General features: G+C 67.8%; 19 protein-coding genes. 9 read left to right on the forward strand and 10 right to left on the reverse strand.

Annotated features, from left to right (window positions below; all coding sequences use genetic code 11):
• Positions 1 to 38: 38 nt before the first annotated feature.
• From pbpG to pssA, 4 genes are all read right to left on the reverse strand, one after another.
• Positions 39 to 1,013, reverse strand: a complete 975-nt coding sequence (gene pbpG / locus EV671_RS10490; RefSeq protein ID WP_415840507.1) for a D-alanyl-D-alanine endopeptidase — start codon at positions 1,011 to 1,013, stop codon at positions 39 to 41.
• A 380-nt stretch (positions 1,014 to 1,393) separates the two neighbouring features.
• The gene (locus EV671_RS10495; RefSeq protein ID WP_132571262.1) at positions 1,394 to 2,935 is read right to left on the reverse strand and encodes a 2-isopropylmalate synthase; all 1,542 of its coding nucleotides are present in this window, start codon (positions 2,933 to 2,935) and stop codon (positions 1,394 to 1,396) included.
• The gene (leuA, locus tag EV671_RS10500) at positions 2,932 to 4,620 is read right to left on the reverse strand and encodes a 2-isopropylmalate synthase (RefSeq protein WP_132571263.1); all 1,689 of its coding nucleotides are present in this window, start codon (positions 4,618 to 4,620) and stop codon (positions 2,932 to 2,934) included. Before leuA ends, EV671_RS10495 begins: the two co-directional genes overlap by 4 nt.
• A 198-nt stretch (positions 4,621 to 4,818) precedes the next feature.
• Entirely contained in the window at positions 4,819 to 5,643 is an 825-nt protein-coding gene (pssA, locus tag EV671_RS10505; RefSeq protein ID WP_132571264.1) for a CDP-diacylglycerol--serine O-phosphatidyltransferase, read from the reverse strand.
• Positions 5,644 to 5,715: 72 nt separating this feature from the next.
• Between pssA and EV671_RS10510 the strand changes: the two genes are divergently transcribed.
• Positions 5,716 to 6,051, forward strand: a complete 336-nt coding sequence (locus tag EV671_RS10510; protein ID WP_132571265.1) for an antibiotic biosynthesis monooxygenase — start codon at positions 5,716 to 5,718, stop codon at positions 6,049 to 6,051.
• Between the two features lie 71 nt (positions 6,052 to 6,122).
• On the opposite strand, the gene ilvC is transcribed toward EV671_RS10510, so the two are convergent.
• The 3 genes from ilvC to EV671_RS10525 form a co-directional block, all read right to left on the reverse strand.
• Positions 6,123 to 7,139, reverse strand: a complete 1,017-nt coding sequence (gene ilvC / locus EV671_RS10515; protein ID WP_132571266.1) for a ketol-acid reductoisomerase — start codon at positions 7,137 to 7,139, stop codon at positions 6,123 to 6,125.
• Between the two features lie 27 nt (positions 7,140 to 7,166).
• Entirely contained in the window at positions 7,167 to 7,658 is a 492-nt protein-coding gene (gene ilvN / locus EV671_RS10520) for an acetolactate synthase small subunit (protein ID WP_132571267.1), read from the reverse strand.
• A 164-nt stretch (positions 7,659 to 7,822) separates the two neighbouring features.
• Positions 7,823 to 9,610, reverse strand: a complete 1,788-nt coding sequence (locus tag EV671_RS10525; protein WP_132571268.1) for an acetolactate synthase 3 catalytic subunit — start codon at positions 9,608 to 9,610, stop codon at positions 7,823 to 7,825.
• A 240-nt stretch (positions 9,611 to 9,850) separates the two neighbouring features.
• On the opposite strand from EV671_RS10525, the gene EV671_RS10530 reads away from it, so the two are divergent.
• From EV671_RS10530 to EV671_RS10560, 7 genes are all read left to right on the forward strand, one after another.
• Positions 9,851 to 10,417: an RNA polymerase sigma factor gene (locus EV671_RS10530; protein ID WP_132571269.1), complete on the forward strand. Its 567-nt coding sequence runs from the start codon at positions 9,851 to 9,853 to the stop codon at positions 10,415 to 10,417.
• A complete protein-coding gene (locus EV671_RS10535) occupies positions 10,414 to 10,896 on the forward strand; it encodes a DUF3619 family protein (protein WP_132571270.1) in 483 nt (160 codons plus the stop codon). The genes EV671_RS10530 and EV671_RS10535 overlap by 4 nt, the downstream gene beginning before the upstream one ends.
• A 10-nt stretch (positions 10,897 to 10,906) precedes the next feature.
• Positions 10,907 to 11,740 (forward strand): DUF3106 domain-containing protein, encoded by an 834-nt coding sequence (locus EV671_RS10540; RefSeq protein ID WP_207911133.1) that lies wholly within the window; start codon positions 10,907 to 10,909, stop codon positions 11,738 to 11,740.
• Positions 11,737 to 12,249 (forward strand): RDD family protein, encoded by a 513-nt coding sequence (locus EV671_RS10545; protein ID WP_132571272.1) that lies wholly within the window; start codon positions 11,737 to 11,739, stop codon positions 12,247 to 12,249. The genes EV671_RS10540 and EV671_RS10545 overlap by 4 nt, the downstream gene beginning before the upstream one ends.
• Complete coding sequence (locus EV671_RS10550; protein ID WP_132571273.1) at positions 12,246 to 12,635, forward strand: diacylglycerol kinase; 390 nt, start codon at positions 12,246 to 12,248, stop codon at positions 12,633 to 12,635. The genes EV671_RS10545 and EV671_RS10550 overlap by 4 nt, the downstream gene beginning before the upstream one ends.
• A 19-nt stretch (positions 12,636 to 12,654) precedes the next feature.
• On the forward strand, positions 12,655 to 13,446 hold the full coding sequence (locus EV671_RS10555) for an AraC family transcriptional regulator (RefSeq protein WP_132571274.1): 792 nt from the start codon (positions 12,655 to 12,657) through the stop codon (positions 13,444 to 13,446).
• Positions 13,447 to 13,510: 64 nt separating this feature from the next.
• Positions 13,511 to 14,122 (forward strand): LysE family translocator, encoded by a 612-nt coding sequence (locus EV671_RS10560; protein WP_132571275.1) that lies wholly within the window; start codon positions 13,511 to 13,513, stop codon positions 14,120 to 14,122.
• 227 nt (positions 14,123 to 14,349) lie between these two features.
• Here the strand turns inward: EV671_RS10560 and EV671_RS10565 are convergent, their stop codons facing one another.
• Together EV671_RS10565 and EV671_RS10570 are read right to left on the reverse strand one after the other, a co-directional pair.
• The gene (locus EV671_RS10565; protein ID WP_132571276.1) at positions 14,350 to 14,688 is read right to left on the reverse strand and encodes a P-II family nitrogen regulator; all 339 of its coding nucleotides are present in this window, start codon (positions 14,686 to 14,688) and stop codon (positions 14,350 to 14,352) included.
• Positions 14,689 to 14,723: 35 nt separating this feature from the next.
• Positions 14,724 to 16,388: an NAD+ synthase gene (locus EV671_RS10570; RefSeq protein ID WP_132571277.1), complete on the reverse strand. Its 1,665-nt coding sequence runs from the start codon at positions 16,386 to 16,388 to the stop codon at positions 14,724 to 14,726.
• Between EV671_RS10570 and EV671_RS10575 the strand changes: the two genes are divergently transcribed.
• Positions 16,387 to 17,556, forward strand: a complete 1,170-nt coding sequence (locus EV671_RS10575) for a GNAT family N-acetyltransferase (RefSeq protein WP_132571278.1) — start codon at positions 16,387 to 16,389, stop codon at positions 17,554 to 17,556. The two genes, EV671_RS10570 and EV671_RS10575, sit on opposite strands and share 2 nt — an antisense overlap.
• Positions 17,557 to 17,618: 62 nt before the next feature.
• Here EV671_RS10575 and ppa read toward each other — a convergent pair whose 3' ends face one another.
• Positions 17,619 to 18,149 (reverse strand): inorganic diphosphatase, encoded by a 531-nt coding sequence (gene ppa / locus EV671_RS10580; RefSeq protein WP_132571279.1) that lies wholly within the window; start codon positions 18,147 to 18,149, stop codon positions 17,619 to 17,621.
• Positions 18,150 to 18,237 lie beyond the last annotated feature (88 nt).

The following is an 18,237-nucleotide window of genomic DNA, read 5'->3' on the forward strand; positions in this document are numbered from 1 at the left end:
GGCGCCGAGGCGCCGCGTTTTGTTTTGAGGCCGGCCGGTCAGAGCTTGGCCGACGGCGCCGCGGCCTCGCCGGGCAGCGTCGATGCGAGCCATTTGCGCATGCGCTCGGCATCGGCAATCCGCGAAGCCCTGCCGCTGGAGTCCAGGAACTCCATGATCAGCTGGCGACCGGCCATGCGGGCCTGCATGACCAGGCACTTGCCGGCCTCGTTGATGAAGCCGGTCTTCTGCAGACCGATGTCCCACAGCGGGTTGGACAGCAGGCCGTTGGTGGAGCGGAACTGCACCAGGCGCCTGCCCAGGGCCACACGGGCCTCGCGCGAGGTGGACAGGTCGCGCAACAGCGGCACCTGGCTGGTCACGTTGACGAGCTTGGCCAGGTCGGACGCGCTGCTCTGGTTGCGGCTGGACAGGCCGGTCGGCTCAACGTAGTGCGTGTCCGCCATGCCCAGGCTCTGCGCCTTGGCGTTCATGGCCGTGACGAAAGCATCCAGACCGCCTGGATAGTTGCGGCCCAGCGCATGGGAGGCGCGGTTCTCGCTGGACATCAGCGCCAGGTGCAGCATGTCGCCGCGCGTCAGCGTCGTGCCGAAGGCCAGGCGCGAGCCGGTACTCTTCTCGGTGTCCCTGTCCTCTTCCGTCACCGTCAGCTTCTCGTCCATCGGCAGGCCGGCCTCAACGACGACGAGGGCCGTCATCAGCTTGGTGATGGAGGCGATGGGCAGCACGGCCTGGGGGTTCTTGGAGAACAGCACCTCGTTGGTGTTCTGGTCCAGCACATAGGCCACGCTGGACTTCAGCGCCAGCGGGTCGTCCACCTCATGCAGGCCGGCGGTCTGCCCGAAGGTGGGCACGGCGGGCACGACGGCCTGCTTGCGCAGCACGACGGACTTGACCTTGCGGGTCGACGAGGCCTTGGCCTTGGACTTGGTGTCGGCGGTGCCTGCCGTGGCCACGCCGGGCAGCGCGGTCAACAGGCTGAGGCTCAAAAGGACGGCGGCAAAAGTCTTCAACGGGATCCCCAACAGCTGGACGGCAGTGTAAGTGACGCCAAAAACACTGACAAGATAAGAACTTAAGTGGAATACCTCAAGTGAACTCTTGCCCTGCTTCAACACGCTGGGCGCCCCGGGGTCTGCCACCGACTCTTTCGCTTTGCAGCAGGCTTCAAACGCCGGCAAGTAGGCCTGAGCTGACAGGACCCTGCCATCGGGTCGGCCCCGAATGCCAAGGATTCCCGCGCCGCGGAGTCCGCACGCTGCCTGCGATTCACCGCTGGGTGCAATTCTGAGGGCGCAGGCTCCCATCCGAGGCCGGAGCAGCCGGCGTTTTCCGCGCCAGATTCCACGGCGCAGGCCGGCCGATGCGGCACCGCCGCATCGGCCGGTCGCCGTCAGCCCTGGGCCGCCACCCGCTCGGTCTTGCTCTGCAGCTTGTTCAAGGCGCTGAGATAGGCCTTGGCCGACGCGACGATGATGTCCGGATCGGCGCCCACGCCGTTGACGATGCGGCCGGCATGCTGCAGCCGCACGGTCACCTCGCCCTGCGACTCCGTGCTGCCGCCGGTGATCGCGTTGACCGAGTACAGCACCATCTCGGCGCCGGACTGCACGACGGATTCAATGGCCTGCAGCGTCGCATCCACCGGGCCGTTGCCGTCGCTCTCGGCGCGATGCTCCTGGTGGCCCACTGCGAAGACGATGGCCGCATGCGGGCGCTCGCCGGTCTCGCTGCGCTGGGCCAGCGACAGTAGGCGGTAGTGCTCGGCGTCGTTGACGACCGATTCGTCCATGACGAGGGCGACGATGTCCTCGTCGAAGATCTCGTTCTTGCGGTCGGCCAGGTCCTTGAAGCGCACGAAGGCGGCGTTGATCTCGGCCTCGCTTTCCAGCTCGATGCCCAGTTCCTGCAGGCGCTGCTTGAAGGCATTGCGACCCGAGAGCTTGCCCAGCACGATCTTGTTGGCGGCCCAGCCCACATCCTCGGCGCGCATGATCTCGTAGGTGTCGCGCGCCTTCAGCACGCCGTCCTGGTGGATGCCGGACGCGTGCGCGAAGGCATTCGCGCCGACGACGGCCTTGTTGGGCTGCACGACGAAGCCGGTCGTCTGCGACACCAGCTTGGAGGCCGGCACGATCTGCGAGGTGTCGATGCCGACATCCAGGCCGAAATAGTCGCGCCGCGTCCTGACGGCCATGACCACCTCCTCGAGCGAGCAGTTGCCGGCGCGTTCGCCCAGGCCGTTGATCGTGCACTCGATCTGGCGCGCGCCGCCGATCTTCACGCCGGCCAGGGAGTTGGCGACAGCCATGCCCAGGTCGTTGTGGCAGTGCACGCTCCAGATGGCCTGGTCGGAGTTGGGCACCTTCTCGCGCAAACGGCGGATGAAGTCGCCGTAGAGCTCGGGAATGGCATAGCCGACCGTGTCGGGGATGTTGATGGTGCTGGCACCCTCCCTGATGACGGCCTCGCAGACGCGGGCCAGGAAGTCGATGTCGGAGCGATAACCGTCCTCGGGCGAGAACTCGATGTCGCCGCAGAGGTTGCGCGCGAAGCGCACGGCCAGCGTCGCCTGCTCCAGCACCTGCTCGCGCGTCATGCGCAGCTTCTTCTCCATGTGGAGTTCACTGGTCGCGATGAAGGTGTGGATGCGCGCGCGGCTGGCGCCGGCCAGAGCCTCGGCGGCGCGGGAGATGTCGCGGTCGTTGGCACGGGCCAGCGAGCAGACCGTGCTGTCCTTCACCGCCGCGGCGATCGCCTTCACCGCCTCGAAGTCGCCGTTGCTGGAAGCCGCGAAGCCGGCCTCGATGACGTCCACGCGCATGCGCTCCAGCTGGCGTGCGATGCGCAGTTTTTCCTCGCGCGTCATCGACGCCCCGGGCGACTGCTCGCCGTCGCGCAGCGTCGTGTCGAAGATGATGAGTCGGTCGGTCATGTCGTTTGCTCCTGGGATGTCGGCATCGCGAAGGCGGGCGTGCGGCTCAGGCCCGACAGGATGGCCTGCATGGACGCGCGCACGATGCTGCCATCGATGCCCACGCCGTAACGCGTCTCGTCGCCGACGCGCAGTTCAAGATAGGCCACCGCGCGCGCATCGGCGCCGCTGCCGATGGCGTGCTCGTGGTAGTCCAGCACCCGCACGGGCAGGCCGGCGCGCGCGCCGAGCGCGTTGACGAAGGCGTCGATGGGGCCGTTGCCCTCGCCCTGCACGCGGCCCATCCAGCCACCCAGCATGACCTCGGCCGAGATGCGCATCGCGCCGCCGCCGACCTCGTTCATCTGCGGCTGCAGCACCGCGGTGCCGGCATCGCCGATCGCGTACTCGCGCTCGAAGATGGCGTAGATGTCGGCCGCGCTGAGCTCCTTGCCCATGTCGTCCATCACGCGCTGCACGACCTGGCTGAACTCGATCTGCAGGCGGCGCGGCAGCTCCAGGCCGTACTCGTTCTCGAGCAGGTAGGCGATGCCGCCCTTGCCGGACTGGCTGTTCACGCGGATGACCGCGTCATAGCTGCGGCCCAGGTCCTTGGGGTCGATGGGGAGGTAGGGCATGTCCCAAATCTCCCCCTCCTGGCGGGCCGCGAAGGCCTTCTTGATCGCGTCCTGGTGCGAGCCGGAGAAGGACGTGTAGACCAGGTCGCCGACATAGGGGTGGCGCGGATGCACAGCGATCTGCGTGCAGTGCTCGACGCAGCGGCGCACCTCGTCGATGTCGGAGAAGTCGAGCTGCGGGTCCACGCCCTGGGTGTAGAGGTTGAGTGCGATGTTGACGAGGTCGACATTGCCGGTGCGCTCGCCGTTGCCGAACAGGCAGCCCTCGACGCGGTCGGCGCCGGCCATCAGCGCGAACTCGCCGGCAGCCGTGCCGGTGCCGCGGTCGTTGTGCGGGTGCACGGACAGCACGATGCTGTCGCGGCGCTCGAGATGGCGGTGCATCCACTCGATCATGTCGGCAAAGATGTTGGGCGTGCTGTGCTCGACGGTGGACGGCAGGTTGATGATGCACTTGCGCTCGGGCGTGGGCTCCCACACGGCCGTCACCGCGTCGACGACGCGCTTGCTGAAGGCCAGCTCGGTGCCGGAGAACATCTCGGGCGAGTACTCGAAGCGCCAGTCCGTGCCCGGGCGTGCGGCGGCCAGTGCCTTGATCTGGCGGGCGTGCGAGCTGGCCAGCTCGACGATGCCGTCCTCGTCCTGGCCCAGCACGACGCGGCGCATGATGGGCGCGACGGCGTTGTAGACATGCACGATGACGCGCCGGGCGCCGTCCAGCGACTCGAACGTGCGCTCGATCAGATGGGCGCGCGCCTGCGTCAGCACCTGGATGCTGACGTCGTCGGGGATGTGACCGCCCTCGATCAGCAGGCGCACGAAGTCGAACTCGGTCTGCGACGCGGACGGGAAGCCGACCTCGATCTCCTTGAAGCCGATCTTCACCAACTGCTGGAACATGCGCAGCTTGCGCTCGATGTCCATCGGCTCGATCAGCGCCTGGTTGCCATCGCGCAGGTCGGTGCTCAGCCAGATCGGTGCGCAGGTCAGCACGGCGTCGGGCCAGCGACGGTCGGGCAAGGCGACGGGAGCGAAGGGGCGGTACTTTTGCTGCGGTTGCTTCAACATGGTTTCCATCCGGGATGGGTGGGTGGCACAACCGACAGCCTTTGAAAACACGAACGGCCCGCTGCGGTTGCAAACGGGCCGTTGGGGTCAGGATGAGCGTATAGGCGTGACTGACTAGCGAACCCGTGGTTCCTCTAGGGCTAGTAGCAGGCTAATTCGCGTGGCGCGGCTCATGGGTCGGGAATCTAGCACGAAAGCCTATTGATGCAAGCCGCGTTCATCGGGCTCGTCGGTGCTCGTGGAGATGACGCTGACCGGCCTGCCCTTGGCCTTGCGCCAGCCGTAGATCGCATAGCCCGAAAGGCCGTAAACGCAGAAGGCACCGAAGAGAACACGGGCCGGGTCGAGGGCCGCGAGGCCAATGCCAAGCATGATGATGACGAGCACGATGAAGGGCACCGAGCGCCGCCGGTCGAAGACTTTGAAGCTGTAGAAGGGCGCATTCGTGACCATCGAAAGCCCGGCGAACAGCGTGATGCCGTAGGCGGCCCAGGCCTCCCAGCTGCCGGGCTTGACGCCCGCATAGTCCGGGCGGTCCACGGCGGCCCAGATCAGCCCGATGACCAGGGCCGCGGCGGCCGGGCTGGGCAGGCCCTGGAAGTAGCGCTTGTCGACGACGCCGATGTTGACGTTGAAGCGTGCCAGGCGCAGCGCGGCGCCGGCGATGTAGACGAAGGCCGGGATCCAGCCCGGCTTGCCCATGTCCTTCAGCGCCCACATGTAGACGATCAGCGCCGGCGCGGCGCCGAAGGCGACCATGTCGGAGAGGCTGTCCATCTGCTCGCCGAAGGCGGACTGGGTGTTGGTCATGCGCGCGACGCGACCGTCCAGGCTGTCGAGGATGGCGGCGGCAAAGATGGCCACGCAGGCCACCTCGAAGCGGCCGTTCATGGCCATGACGATGGCGTAGAAGGCGCTGAAGAGCGCGCCCAGCGTGATCGCGTTGGGCAGCGCGTAAATGCCTTTGCGGCGCGGACGGACGGCCGTGCTCGGCTCGTCGTCTTCGATGGGGTCGGGAGTCATAGTCCGTCAGGATAGCTGACAGATCCCGGCAAATGGCGCTCCTAGCATCGCGGCCAACGACAGGAGACCGCCGTGAAGCTCATCGAAGTTCGCACCTACCGGCTCAAGCCGGACTGCGCGGAGCGCTTCGTCGCCGCCGTGCGCGAGGCCCTGCCGCTGGTGCGCGCCAGCGGCATGGATGTCGTCGCCTTTGGCCGCTCCGACCACGAGGAGGAGAGCTTCTTCCTGGTCCGTGCCTACGCCGACCGCGCGCAGCTCGTCGCCCAGCAGGACGCCTTCTACGGCTCGGCCATCTGGCGCGAAGGCCCGAGGCAGGCCCTGGTCGACTGCCTGGACAGCTATCTGAACACGCTGCTGTGGCTGCCCGACGAGGCCGTCGAAGCGCTGCGCGCCAACCACCAGCCCTGACCCACAGGCCGCACAATGACAGAGGCCGGCGCCTTGCGGCACCGGCCTTTGCGATCACGCCGCAGCGGCGATCAGTTCTTGGCCTTGTCGACCAGCTTGTTGGCCTTGATCCAGGGCATCATTTCGCGCAGCTTCTCGCCGACCTGCTCGATGGGATGCTCGGCGGTCAGGCGGCGGCGGCTGATCAGCGTCGGGGCGCCGGCCTTGTTCTCGAGGATGAAGGACTTGGCGTATTCGCCGGTCTGGATGTCCTTCAGGCACTGGCGCATCGCGTTCTTCGTCGCCTCGGTGACGACGCGCGGGCCGGTCACGTACTCGCCGTACTCGGCGTTGTTCGAGATCGAGTAGTTCATGTTCGCGATGCCGCCTTCGTAGATCAGGTCCACGATGAGCTTGAGCTCGTGCAGGCACTCGAAGTAGGCCATCTCGGGCGCGTAACCGGCTTCCGTCAGCGTCTCGAAGCCGGCCTTGATCAGCTCGACGGCGCCGCCGCACAGCACGGCCTGCTCGCCGAACAGGTCGGTCTCGGTCTCCTCGCGGAACGAGGTCTGGATGATGCCGGCCTTGCCGCCGCCGTTGGCCGCGGCGTAGGACAGCGCCAGGTCACGCGCCTTGCCGGTCTTGTCGGCGTAGACGGCGATCAGGTGGGGCACGCCGCCACCCTGCTTGTAGGTGTTGCGCACCGTGTGGCCGGGGGCCTTGGGGGCGACCATCCAGACGTCCAGGTCCTGGCGCGGCTGCACCTGGCCGTAGTGCACGTTGAAGCCGTGCGCGAAGGCCAGCGAGGCGCCCTGCTTGATGTTGGGCTCGACTTCCTTCTTGTAGACGTCGGCGATCTGCTCGTCGGGCAGCAGGATCATGACGACGTCGGCCGACTTCACGGCTTCGGCGATCTCGGCGACCTTCAGGCCCGCGCCCTCGGCCTTGCTCCAGGAGGCGCCACCGCGGCGCAGCGCGACGGTGACCTTGCAGCCGCTGTCGTTCAGGTTCTGCGCGTGGGCGTGGCCTTGTGAGCCGTAGCCGATGATGGTGACGTTCTTGCCCTTGATGAGGCTCAGATCGGCGTCTTTGTCGTAGTAAACGTTCATGGTTCGCTCCAGGGGAAGAAGGTCCGGTCAGACCCGAAGAATGCGTTCGCCGCGGCCGATGCCCGAGGCACCGGTGCGGACGGTTTCAAGGATGGACGCGCGGTCGATCGCGTCGATGAAGGCGTCGAGCTTGCTCGCGTCGCCGGTCAGCTCGATGGTGTAGGTCTTCTCGGTCACGTCGATGATGCGGCCGCGGAAGATGTCGGCGGTGCGCTTGATCTCCTCGCGCTCCTTGCCGACTGCGCGCACCTTGATGAGCATCAGCTCGCGCTCGGTGTAGTTGCCCTCGGTGAGGTCGACGACCTTGACGACCTCGATGAGGCGGTTGAGGTGCTTGGTGATCTGCTCGATGACCTCGTCGCTGCCGGTGGTCACGATGGTCATGCGCGACAGCGAGGCATCCTCGGTCGGCGCGACGGTGAGGCTCTCGATGTTGTAGCCACGGGCCGAGAACAGCGCCACGACGCGCGACAGCGCACCCGGCTCGTTCTCGATGAGCAAAGCAATGATGTGTTTCATGAGGGATGTCGTCCTTCGCGCTCTTCAGTGCCGGCGGCGGTAACCGCCGAACCTTGGCCGCGGGTTCGAATCGTTAAAGGGACTGCCTCGTCGGCTGTTCGCGTCATCCGCCACCGGCCTCAGCACGCGCGGTAACGCGCGCCAGGACCCGCGGCTTCAGCCGTTCACAGGTCTTCCGAGCCCAGCAGCATCTCCGAAATGCCCTTGCCCGCCTTGACCATGGGCCAGACGTTCTCGGTCGGATCGGTGCGGATGTCGAGGAAGACCGTGCGGTCCTTCAGGCGCATCGCTTCCTTCAGCGCGCCTTCGACGTCGCTCGGCTTCTCGACCAGGATGCCGACGTGGCCATAGGCCTCGGCCAGCTTCACGAAGTCGGGCAGCGCGTCCATGTAGCTGTGCGAGTAGCGGCCCTCGTAGTCGAGCTGCTGCCACTGGCGCACCATGCCCAGGTAGCGGTTGTTCAGCGAGACGATCTTGACCGGCGTCTTGTACTGGAAGCAGGTCGACAGCTCCTGGATGCACATCTGGATGCTGCCTTCGCCGGTGATGCAGAACACATCCGACTCGGGCCGGGCCAGCTTGATGCCCATCGCATAGGGCAGGCCGACGCCCATCGTGCCCAGGCCACCGGAGTTGATCCAGCGGCGCGGCTGGTCGAACTTGTAGAACTGCGCGGCCCACATCTGGTGCTGGCCGACGTCCGAGGTGATGTAGGTGTCGCGGTCGCGGGTCAGCTTCCACAGCGTGTCGACGACGAACTGCGGCTTGATGACCTCGTCCGAACCCTTGTAGGCCAGGCAGTCGCGGCGGCGCCAGTCGTTGATCTGGCTCCACCAGGCGTTGACGGCGTTCGCGTCCGGCTTGGCCTGGGCCTCCTTGATCTGCGCGATCAGCTCCTGCAGCACGTCCTTGACGTCACCCACGATGGGGATGTCGACGCGCACGCGCTTGGAGATCGACGAAGGGTCGATGTCCACATGGATGATCTTGCGCTCGACCGAACCGAAGTGCTTGGGGTTGCCGATCACGCGGTCGTCGAAGCGCGCGCCCACGGCCAGCAGCACGTCGCAGTGCTGCATGGTCATGTTGGCCTCGTAGGTGCCGTGCATGCCCAGCATGCCCAGGAAGCGCGGGTCGGTACCGGGCATGGCGCCCAGGCCCATCAGCGTGTTCGTGCAGGGGAAGCCCAGCAGGTCGACCAACTGGCGCAACTCGGCCGTGGCTTCGCCGAGGATGACGCCGCCACCGGTGTAGATATAAGGTCGCTTGGCCTGCAGCAGCAGCTGCACGGCCTTGCGGATCTGGCCGCTGTGGCCCTTCTTGACCGGGTTGTAGGACCGCATCTCGACGCGGTCCGGGTAGTGGAAGCTGGTCTTGGCCAGCGACACATCCTTGGGGATGTCCACCACCACCGGGCCAGGACGGCCGGTGCGCGCGATGTGGAAGGCCTTCTTCAGCGTCAGCGCCAGGTCGCGCACGTCCTTCACGAGGAAGTTGTGCTTGACGATGGGGCGCGTGATGCCGACGGTGTCGCACTCCTGGAAGGCATCCAGGCCGATCGCCGGCGTGGGGACCTGGCCCGTGATGATGACCATCGGGATCGAGTCCATATAGGCCGTGGCGATGCCGGTGACGGCATTCGTCACGCCCGGACCCGAGGTCACCAGGGCCACGCCCACCTCGCCGGTCGCACGGGCGAAGCCGTCGGCGGCATGGACGGCGGCCTGCTCGTGGCGCACCAGCACATGCTGGATGCTGTCCTGCTTGTAGAGGGCGTCGTAGATGTAGAGCACCGCGCCACCGGGGTAACCCCAGAGATGGCGCACCCCTTCGGCCTGCAGGCAGCGAACGAGGATCTCGGAGCCGTTGAGCTCCGCGGTGGAGGAATTGGGGGAGGAGGAAGTCGGCTGCGCCAGGGCGGCGCGCTTCAGTTCCGCGGCAGACATATCCATTTTTAGAACCTCTGTGATTTTCTCTAACGAAAAACCATTGGTGCCCCTCCTCTCGTCCTCGTGAGACGGACTCGGAACCTGCGCGTCAACAGATGGGGCCCCAGTCGGGCGACCACTGAGAGACCATGACTCTTTGTGCGAAGCAACATTATGCCGAGCAAAAACGTTTGAGCCTTCGTATGAAACGAATGCAGTAGCCAATGCGATAATTCGCTTTGCTGCCCGGATAGCCTCCAAGCCTTGGCCACCGACAAAGAACTCAACGATTTCCTGCGTAACGTGGATCGCCGCGCCTTCAAGCGCACGGCCTACCTCGTCCGCGACGACGATGCCGCCCTCGACATCGTGCAGGACGCCATGATCAAGCTGGCCGAGAACTATTTCGACCGCCCCGCGGCCGAACTGCCTCTGCTGTTCCAGCGCATCCTGTCGAACGCGACGATGGACTACTTCCGTCGCCAGAAGGTGCGCAACGCGGTCATGACGAATATGTCCGACTTCGAGGGCGGCGATGCCGACGGCGACTTCGACCTGCTGGAGATCCTGGAAACCCGGGATGGCGCCATGGGCGCCCAGAGCGCGGCGGACGAGGTCAGCCGGGCGCAGATCTTGCAATCCATCGAGGCGGAAGTGGAACAGCTGCCGGCGCGTCAACGCGAAGCCTTCCTGCTGCGTTACTGGGAGGAACTGGATGTTGCAGAGACCGCCTCTGTGATGGGTTGCTCGGAAGGCAGTGTCAAGACGCACTGCTCACGCGCGGTCCACGCGCTGGCCAAGTCCCTCAAGGCCAAGGGGATCACGCTATGAAGTCGCCAAATCTTTCCACCCGCACTGCCGATCTGGACGCCCGCCTTGACGCGAGCGTCAAGCGCTTCGGGCTGCGCGTCGCCGCCAGCCTGAACGAGCGCAATGCCGAGCTGCCGCACGACGTGACCGAGCGCCTGCGCTTTGCCCGCGAGCAGGCCCTGGCCCGTGCCGCCCAAGCGCGCGCAGCCAGCACCGCGGTGAGCGCAGCCAGCCCCGCCGTGGTGCAGATGGGCGCCACGCTGGCCCTGGGCGGCGGCCCGCGCCGTGCGGGCAGCGACAACGGCCTCTGGGCCAAGCTCGTCTCGGCCCTGCCGCTGCTGGCGTTGGTGGCCGGCCTGCTGCTGATGCATCGTGGCCAGATCCACCAGCAGATCGTCGCCGCAGCCGAGGTCGATACCGCCTTGCTCAGCGACAACCTGCCGCCGGCAGCCTTCAGCGACCCCGGCTTCGCGGAATTCCTGAGAGATGGTCAAGAATGACCGGATGCGCATGACCCGAGCTGCGACGCCGCCGCCCGCCCAGCTACCCCGCCTGCTGATAGCCCTGCTGCTCGGCGCGGCGGGGCTTTCTGCTTTTGCGCAGGCGCCCGAGGCCGCGTCAGCCCCCGAGGCGGCGAGCGCCGTGCCCCCTGCTGCTGCCGCATCGGTCGCGCGCGCTGTCGCCCCGACCACGCCGGTTGCGCCGGCCGTCTCCGCCCTTGCCGCCGCGCCCAACTGGCAGTCCCTGACGCCCGCGCAGCAAGCCCTCCTGGCACCGCTTGAGCATGACTGGGCCAAGCTCGGCGCCACGCAGCGCAGCAAATGGGTGAACGCCACGCCCATGCTGGCCTCGCTGCCAGCGCCCGAACTGGCCCGCCTGCACGAGCGCATGCGCGACTGGGCCCACCTGACGCCGGCCGAGCGCCGTGACGCGCGGGTCGGCTTCCAGGTCGCCAAGCAGATCGACGCCGAGCAGCGCCAGGCCAAATGGGAGGCCTACCAGGCCCTGCCGCCCGAGAAGCGCCGGGAGCTGGCCGAGAAGGCCGCGGCGCGCCGCAAGGCCCAGGCGGCGGCGCCCGGCCACACGGCCAAGCCGTTGGCCGCCACGCCCAAGTCCAACATCGTGCCGGCTGCGCCCAAGCTGGTGACGCCGACGCCGGTTACCGGCAGCCTGATCCAGGCCAAGCCGGGCGCCACCACGGTACTGATCACCCATGCACGTGTGATGCCCAGCCACCATGCCGTGGGCGAGGCCAAGGTCGTCGCAGACCCGGCCCTGGTCGACCCCAAGACCCTGCTGCCCAAGTCGCTGCAGGCACCCTCGGCGGCCGCTTCGCGCCCATGACGGCAACGGCCGACCTGGGCGCCCCGCCCCCGGGCCTGGCGCGCCGGCTCGCTGCCTTCCTCTACGAAGGCGTGCTGCTGTTCGGCGTGACCTTCTTCGCCGGCTTCCTCTACTCGGTGCTGACGCGCCAGCAGCATGCGATGCAGGGGCGCACCGGCCTCGGCGTCTTCCTCTTCTTCGTGCTGGGCCTGTATTTCGTCGGCTTCTGGACCCGCTCGGGCCAGACGCTGGCGATGAAGACCTGGCATCTGCGGGTGGTCGACACCGCGGGCCGCCCGCTGGGCTGGGGCCGCGCCCTGCTGCGCTACTGCCTCGGCTGGCTGTGGTTCCTGCCTGCGCTGCTCAGCGTCTGGGCGCTGGGCCTGCATGGCGGCGTCGCCATCTTCGGCAGCCTTGCCGCGGGTGTGCTGGCCTATCTGCTGATCGCCAGGCTGCACCCGCAGCGGCAATTCCTGCACGATACGATCTGCGGCTCGCGCGTCGTCACCCAGCTTCCGCAGCGCCGATGAGCAGCCCGCAAGACAACCCCCACAAGGGCCGCACCGGCCTGGACCGCATCATCCACGCCGCCGGCTACTCCTGGGCCGGGCTCAAGGCCGCCTACTCCGGCGAAAGCGCCTTCCGCCAGGAGACCTGGCTGTGCATCCTGGCTGCGCCGCTGGCCTTCTGGCTGGCCAAGACCTGGGAGCAGGCCGCACTGCTGCTGGGCTCGCTGCTGGTCGTCATCATCGTGGAACTGCTGAACTCCGCCATCGAGGCCGTCGTCGACCGCGTGTCCTTCGAGCGGCACGAGCTGTCCAAGCGCGCCAAGGACATCGCCAGTGCCGCCGTGCTGATGGCGCTGCTGCTGGCCGCCGGCGTCTGGGGCGCCGCCATCTGGCAGCACCTGCGCTGAGGATGCAACACTGCGGGCCATGCGCAGGGCCCGAAGCTTCCAACTGCTGCACTCCGGCATGGCCGGCGTGCAGGCCGTCGCTGCCGACTCCGCGCATGCCTTCGGCCGCCACACGCATGAGGAATTCGGCATCGGCCTGATCGAGCGCGGCGCACAGAAGTCGGCCAGCGGGCGCGGCGTCGTCGAGGCCGGCGCGGGCGACCTGATCACCGTCAACCCGGGTGAGGTGCACGACGGCAAGCCCTTCGACGCCTCGGGGCGACGCTGGCGCATGCTCTATGTCGAGCCGGCCCGCCTGATGGAAGCCGCGGCCGACGTCATGCCGGGCGGCCAATTCGAGTTCAGCGCACCGGTCATCCGCGACGCAACACTGGTCGCGCGCTTTGCCACGTTGTTCCAGGCGGCCACGGCGGCGCAAGGCGAGGGCTTGCACGCGGAGACCGCCCTGCTGGCCTTCATCGCCGGCCTGCTGCAGCATGCGCCGCGCGAGCGCCCTGCCCTCGTCGCCGGCGTCCACGCGGCCCGCGAGCGCATGGATGACGACCCCATGGCCACGTCGACGCTCGCCACCATGGCCGCTACGGCCGGCCTGAGCCGCCACCAGTTCCTGCGGGCCTTCACCCGCCTGACCGGCCTGCCTCCGCATGCCTATCTGCTGCAGCGTCGCGTGCAACAGGCGCGCCGGCTCATCCTTTCCGGCCTGCCGCTGGCCGAGGCCGCCGGGGCCAGCGGCTTCGCCGACCAGAGCCATATGACGCGCTGCTTCGTGCGCAGCTTCGGCCTCACGCCGGGCGCGCTGGCGCCGGCCTGAAATTTCGTTCAAGACGGCGCCCTCGCGGCGCCGCAGCATGGCCCTCCCCTGAAGGAGCGCCTGCATGAACATCGAATTCCTGACCGTCTCGCTGCTCGTCGTCGCCTCGCCCGGCACGGGCGCGGCGGTGACCATCGCCACCGGCCTGTCGCGCGGCACGCGCACGGCACTGGTGGCGGCCCTCGGCTGCACGCTGGGCATCGTGCCGCACATGCTGGCGGCCGTGACCGGCCTGGCGGCGCTGCTGCACGCCAGCGCGCCGGCCTTCGAGGCGGTCAAGTTCGCCGGCGCGGCCTATCTGCTCCTTCTCGCATGGATGACCTGGCGGGAGCGGGGCGTGCTGGAGCTGAAGGCCGACGACGCCGAACGCTCGGACTGGCAGGTCGTCCGGCACGCCGTGATGGTGAACCTGCTCAACCCCAAGCTGTCGATGTTCTTCGTGGCCTTCCTGCCGCAGTTCATCGCCCGGGACGAGGCTGCGCCGACGCTGGCGATGCTGGAACTCTCGGCCATCTTCATGGCGATGACCTTTGCGGTCTTCGCCGTCTACGGCACCTTCGCGGCGCGCATGCGCGAACGGGTGCTGGGCAGCCCGGCCGTGATGGCCTGGCTCAGGCGCAGCTTTGCGGCGACCTTCGTGGCGCTGGGCGCCAAGCTGGCCCTGACACAGCGATAGTGCGTATTTGGGGCCGAGCGCCGGGCCGCCCCAAGCCGGCCCGTCGGGCGATGTGCGAGCGGCTCGAAGCCGCGAGCGTCGCCGTCCCCTCGGGGGCTGAGGCCGGACACAAGGCGCCCTGTGGGCGGCTTGTGCCTGCCGAAGAGCTGCGGCGCAAGTCGCAGCGCGGTCTGCAAGACCGATTGGGCTCGCACGCGTTCAGCGGCGAGACCAGGCGAGGGGCTCGTTCAGACCGCCGCTTCGTCCGTCTCGCCGGTGCGGATGCGCACGACCTGCTCGACGGGCAGCACGAAGATCTTGCCGTCGCCGATCTTGCCGGTCTTGGCGGCCTTCAGGATGGCGTCGATGCAGCGCTCGACCTCGTCGTCCTTCACGACGACCTCGACCTTGACCTTGGGCAGGAAGTCGACGACGTATTCGGCGCCGCGGTAGAGCTCGGTGTGGCCCTTCTGGCGCCCGAAGCCCTTGACCTCGGTGACCGTCAGGCCCGAGGCACCCACCTCGGCCAGCGCCTCGCGGACCTCGTCGAGCTTGAAGGGTTTGATGATGGCGGTGATCTGCTTCATTGCATGCGCTCCAGGTTGGCGAGGTTCACCCAAGTTTACGCACGGAAGCGCGAGGTGATGGGATATCGCCAATCGCGGCCGAAGCCGCGGTGGGTGATGCGTATGCCCACCGGGGCCTGGCGGCGCTTGTATTCGTTGATCTTGATCAGCCTTGTCACGCGCTCCACGTCCTCGGGCCTGAAGCCGGCGGCAACGATGTCGGCGATGGACTGGTCCTGTTCCATGTAGCGCGCCAGGATGGCGTCCAGCACCGCATAGGGCGGCAGGCTGTCCTCGTCCTTCTGGTCGGGGCGCAGCTCGGCCGAGGGCGGGCGGGTGAGGATGCGGTCCGGGATGATCTCGGCCCCCTGCGCATTGCGCCAGCGCGCGAGCCGGAAGACCAGGGTCTTGGCCACGTCCTTGATGACGGCGAAACCGCCGGCCATGTCGCCGTAGAGCGTGCAATAGCCGGTGGCCATCTCGCTCTTGTTGCCGGTCGTCAGCACGATGCTGCCGAACTTGTTGGACAGGGCCATCAGCAGCGTGCCGCGGATGCGGGCCTGGATGTTCTCCTCGGTCGCATCCGCGGCCAAGCCCTTGAACTCGCCGGCCAACGTCGCGTTGAAGGCATCGAACATCGGCACGATGCTCATCTCGTCGTAGCGCACGCCCAGGCGCTCGGCCATGTCGCGCGCGTCGATCCAGGAGATGTCGGCCGTGTAGGGCGAGGGCATCATGACCGCCCTCACCTTGTCGGCGCCCAGCGCGTCCACGGCGATGGCCAGCACCAGGGCCGAGTCGATGCCGCCCGACAGGCCGATGAGCGCGCCGGGGAAGCCGTTCTTGCCGAGGTAGTCGCGCACGCCCACCACCAGCGCCTGCCAGACCTGAGCCTCGAATTCGGGCACCGGCACGACGGCGCCGCCGAGCCGGCCGGCAGCGAAGTCGACGACGGCCAGCGCCTCCTCGAACATGGCCGCGCGCATCGCCAACTGGCCATCGGCCTGCACGGCGAACGACGCGCCGTCGAAGACCATTTCGTCCTGGCCGCCAACGAGGTGGGCGTAGAGCAAAGGCAACCCGGTCGCGCGGGCGCGCTCGGCCATGCGCTGCTCGCGCTCCTCGACCTTGCCGACATGGAAGGGCGAGGCATTGATGACGCAGAGCAGCTCCGCGCCGGCGGCCTTCGCGGCGGCGGCGGGCTCGTCGAACCAGGCGTCTTCGCAGATCAGCAGGCCGAGCTTCGTGCCCTTCACGTCGACGACGACGGCGCCCAGGCCGGCGTCGCGGCCCGAGCAGAAATAGCGGCGCTCGTCGAAGACCTGGTAGTTGGGCAGCTCGCGCTTGGCATAGGTCGCGACGATGCGACCGCCGGCCAGCACCGAGGCCGCATTCAGGCAGGGCGGCAGCGACCAACTGCGCCCGCGCGCCGCGCCGCCTTCGCGCTCCCGCGGATGGCCGACGACGACATGCAGGCCCGGCAGGCCCGACAGCTCGGCGGCGACACGCCGCAACTGCTCGTCGCAGCCGGCCAGGAAGGCCGGGCGCAGCAGCAGATCCTCGGGCGGGTAGCCGCACAGCGCCAGTTCGGGCGTGACCAGCAGATCAACCCCAGCCGCGTGCGCCGCGCGCGCCTGGGCAATGATGCGGTCCGCATTGCCTGCCAGGTCGCCGACGACGACATTGATCTGGGCCAGGGCGATCTTCAAGGGCGAGGACATGGGGAACAGCAAATCAGCGAACGAGACCGGCATTGTCATTCGGGTCGACGAATCGCCCGAGGCCTTGCCGCAAGACCGTTGGGACGCCCTGCTTTCCACCCAGGCGCGGCCGACGCCCTTCATGCGCCTGGCCTATCTGCGCGCGCTGCATGCCAGCGGCAGCGCCGTGAGCAAGACCGGCTGGCGGCCGCAGTTCGTGTCGCTGTGGCGCGGAGATGAGCTGATCGCCGCCTGCCCGGCCTGGCTGAAGACCCACAGCTACGGCGAATACGTGTTCGACTGGGCCTGGGCCGACGCCTACCATCGCCATGGCCTGAGCTACTACCCCAAGCTGCTGGTGGCCGTGCCCTTCACGCCCGTGCCGGGCAGCCGGCTGCTGGCCGTAGACGACGCGGCCCGCACGCTGCTGGCCCAGGCGCTGCGCGCGCTGGCCAAGGAAACCGAGGCCTCGTCGCTGCATGTGCTGTTCGGCGACGAGGCCGACCAGGCCGCGCTGGCCGCCGCCGGCTGCACCGCGCGGGCCGGCGTGCAGTTTCACTGGACCACCCAGGGTGACGCCGACTTCGCCGCCTTCCTCGCGAGCCTGCAGCGCGACAAGCGCAAGAAGATCCAGCAGGAGCAGCGCCGCGTGCGCGAGGCCGGCGTCACGTTCGAGGCCCGCGAGGGCGCGGCCATCACGCCCGAGGACTGGGACTACTTCTACCGCTGCTACCAGCTCACCTACCAGGCCCACCACAGCAAGCCCTATCTGAGCCGCGACTTCTTCGCCCGCATGGCGGCCGACATGCCCGAGCACTGGCTGCTGTTCACGGCCCGCCGTGCGGGCGAGCGCGTGGCGGCCTCGCTGATCGCGCTGGACCCCGCGCGCCGCGCCGCCTTCGGCCGCTACTGGGGCGCGACCGAGCACGTCCCCTGCCTGCACTTCGACGCCTGCTACTACCAGCCGCTGGCCTGGTGCATCGCCCAGGGCTACGAGCGCTTCGAGGGTGGCGCCCAGGGCGAACACAAGATGGCGCGCGGCCTGCTGCCCACGCCGACCGCCTCCAGCCACTGGCTGGCCCACCCGGCCTTCGCCGACGCGGTCAACGACTTCCTGGCCCGCGAGGGCGCGGCCATGGCCGGCTACATCGACGAGCTGAACGAACACGCGCCCTACAAGACCGCGTAAGCGGGCTCGTCAAAGCAAAAGGCGCCGCAGATGCGGCGCCTTGAGCGGGGCGGCAAGGCCGATCAGGCCTTGTTGTAGTTCACCATGCCTTCGGTGATCTCGCGCTTGGCGGAGTCCGGGCCTTCCCAGCCCTTGACCTTGACCCACTTGCCCTTCTCCAGATCCTTGTAGTGCTCGAAAAAGTGCTGGATGGCCTGCAGGCGCATCGGGTTCACGTCCTCGATCTTTTCCCAGTGGCTGTACATCGGCAGGATCTTGTTGGTCGGCACGGCCAGCAGCTTGGCGTCGCCACCAGCCTCGTCGTCCATCATCAGCACGCCGAGCGGCCGGCAGGTCACCACGACGCCGGGCGACAGCGCGAACGGGGTGATGACCAGCACGTCCACCGGGTCGCCGTCGTCCGCCAGCGTCTTGGGGATGTAGCCGTAGTTGCACGGGTAATACATCGGCGTGGTCAGGAAGCGGTCGACGAACAGAGCGCCGGTTTCCTTGTCGACCTCGTACTTGATCGGGTCGGCATTCATCGGGATTTCGATGATGACGTTGAACTCGTCGGGCGCCTTGGCGCCGGGGGACACGTTGTGCAGGCTCATGGTCGTCGTTGTAGTGCTAAGGAAAACCCGGATTCTAGTTTTATGGGTAAACGCTCCCCTTACACGCCCGACCCGGCCCTTAAGCTCC

This window comes from Roseateles saccharophilus (genome assembly GCF_004342485.1).
GTDB classification, from domain to species: domain Bacteria; phylum Pseudomonadota; class Gammaproteobacteria; order Burkholderiales; family Burkholderiaceae_C; genus Pelomonas; species Pelomonas saccharophila.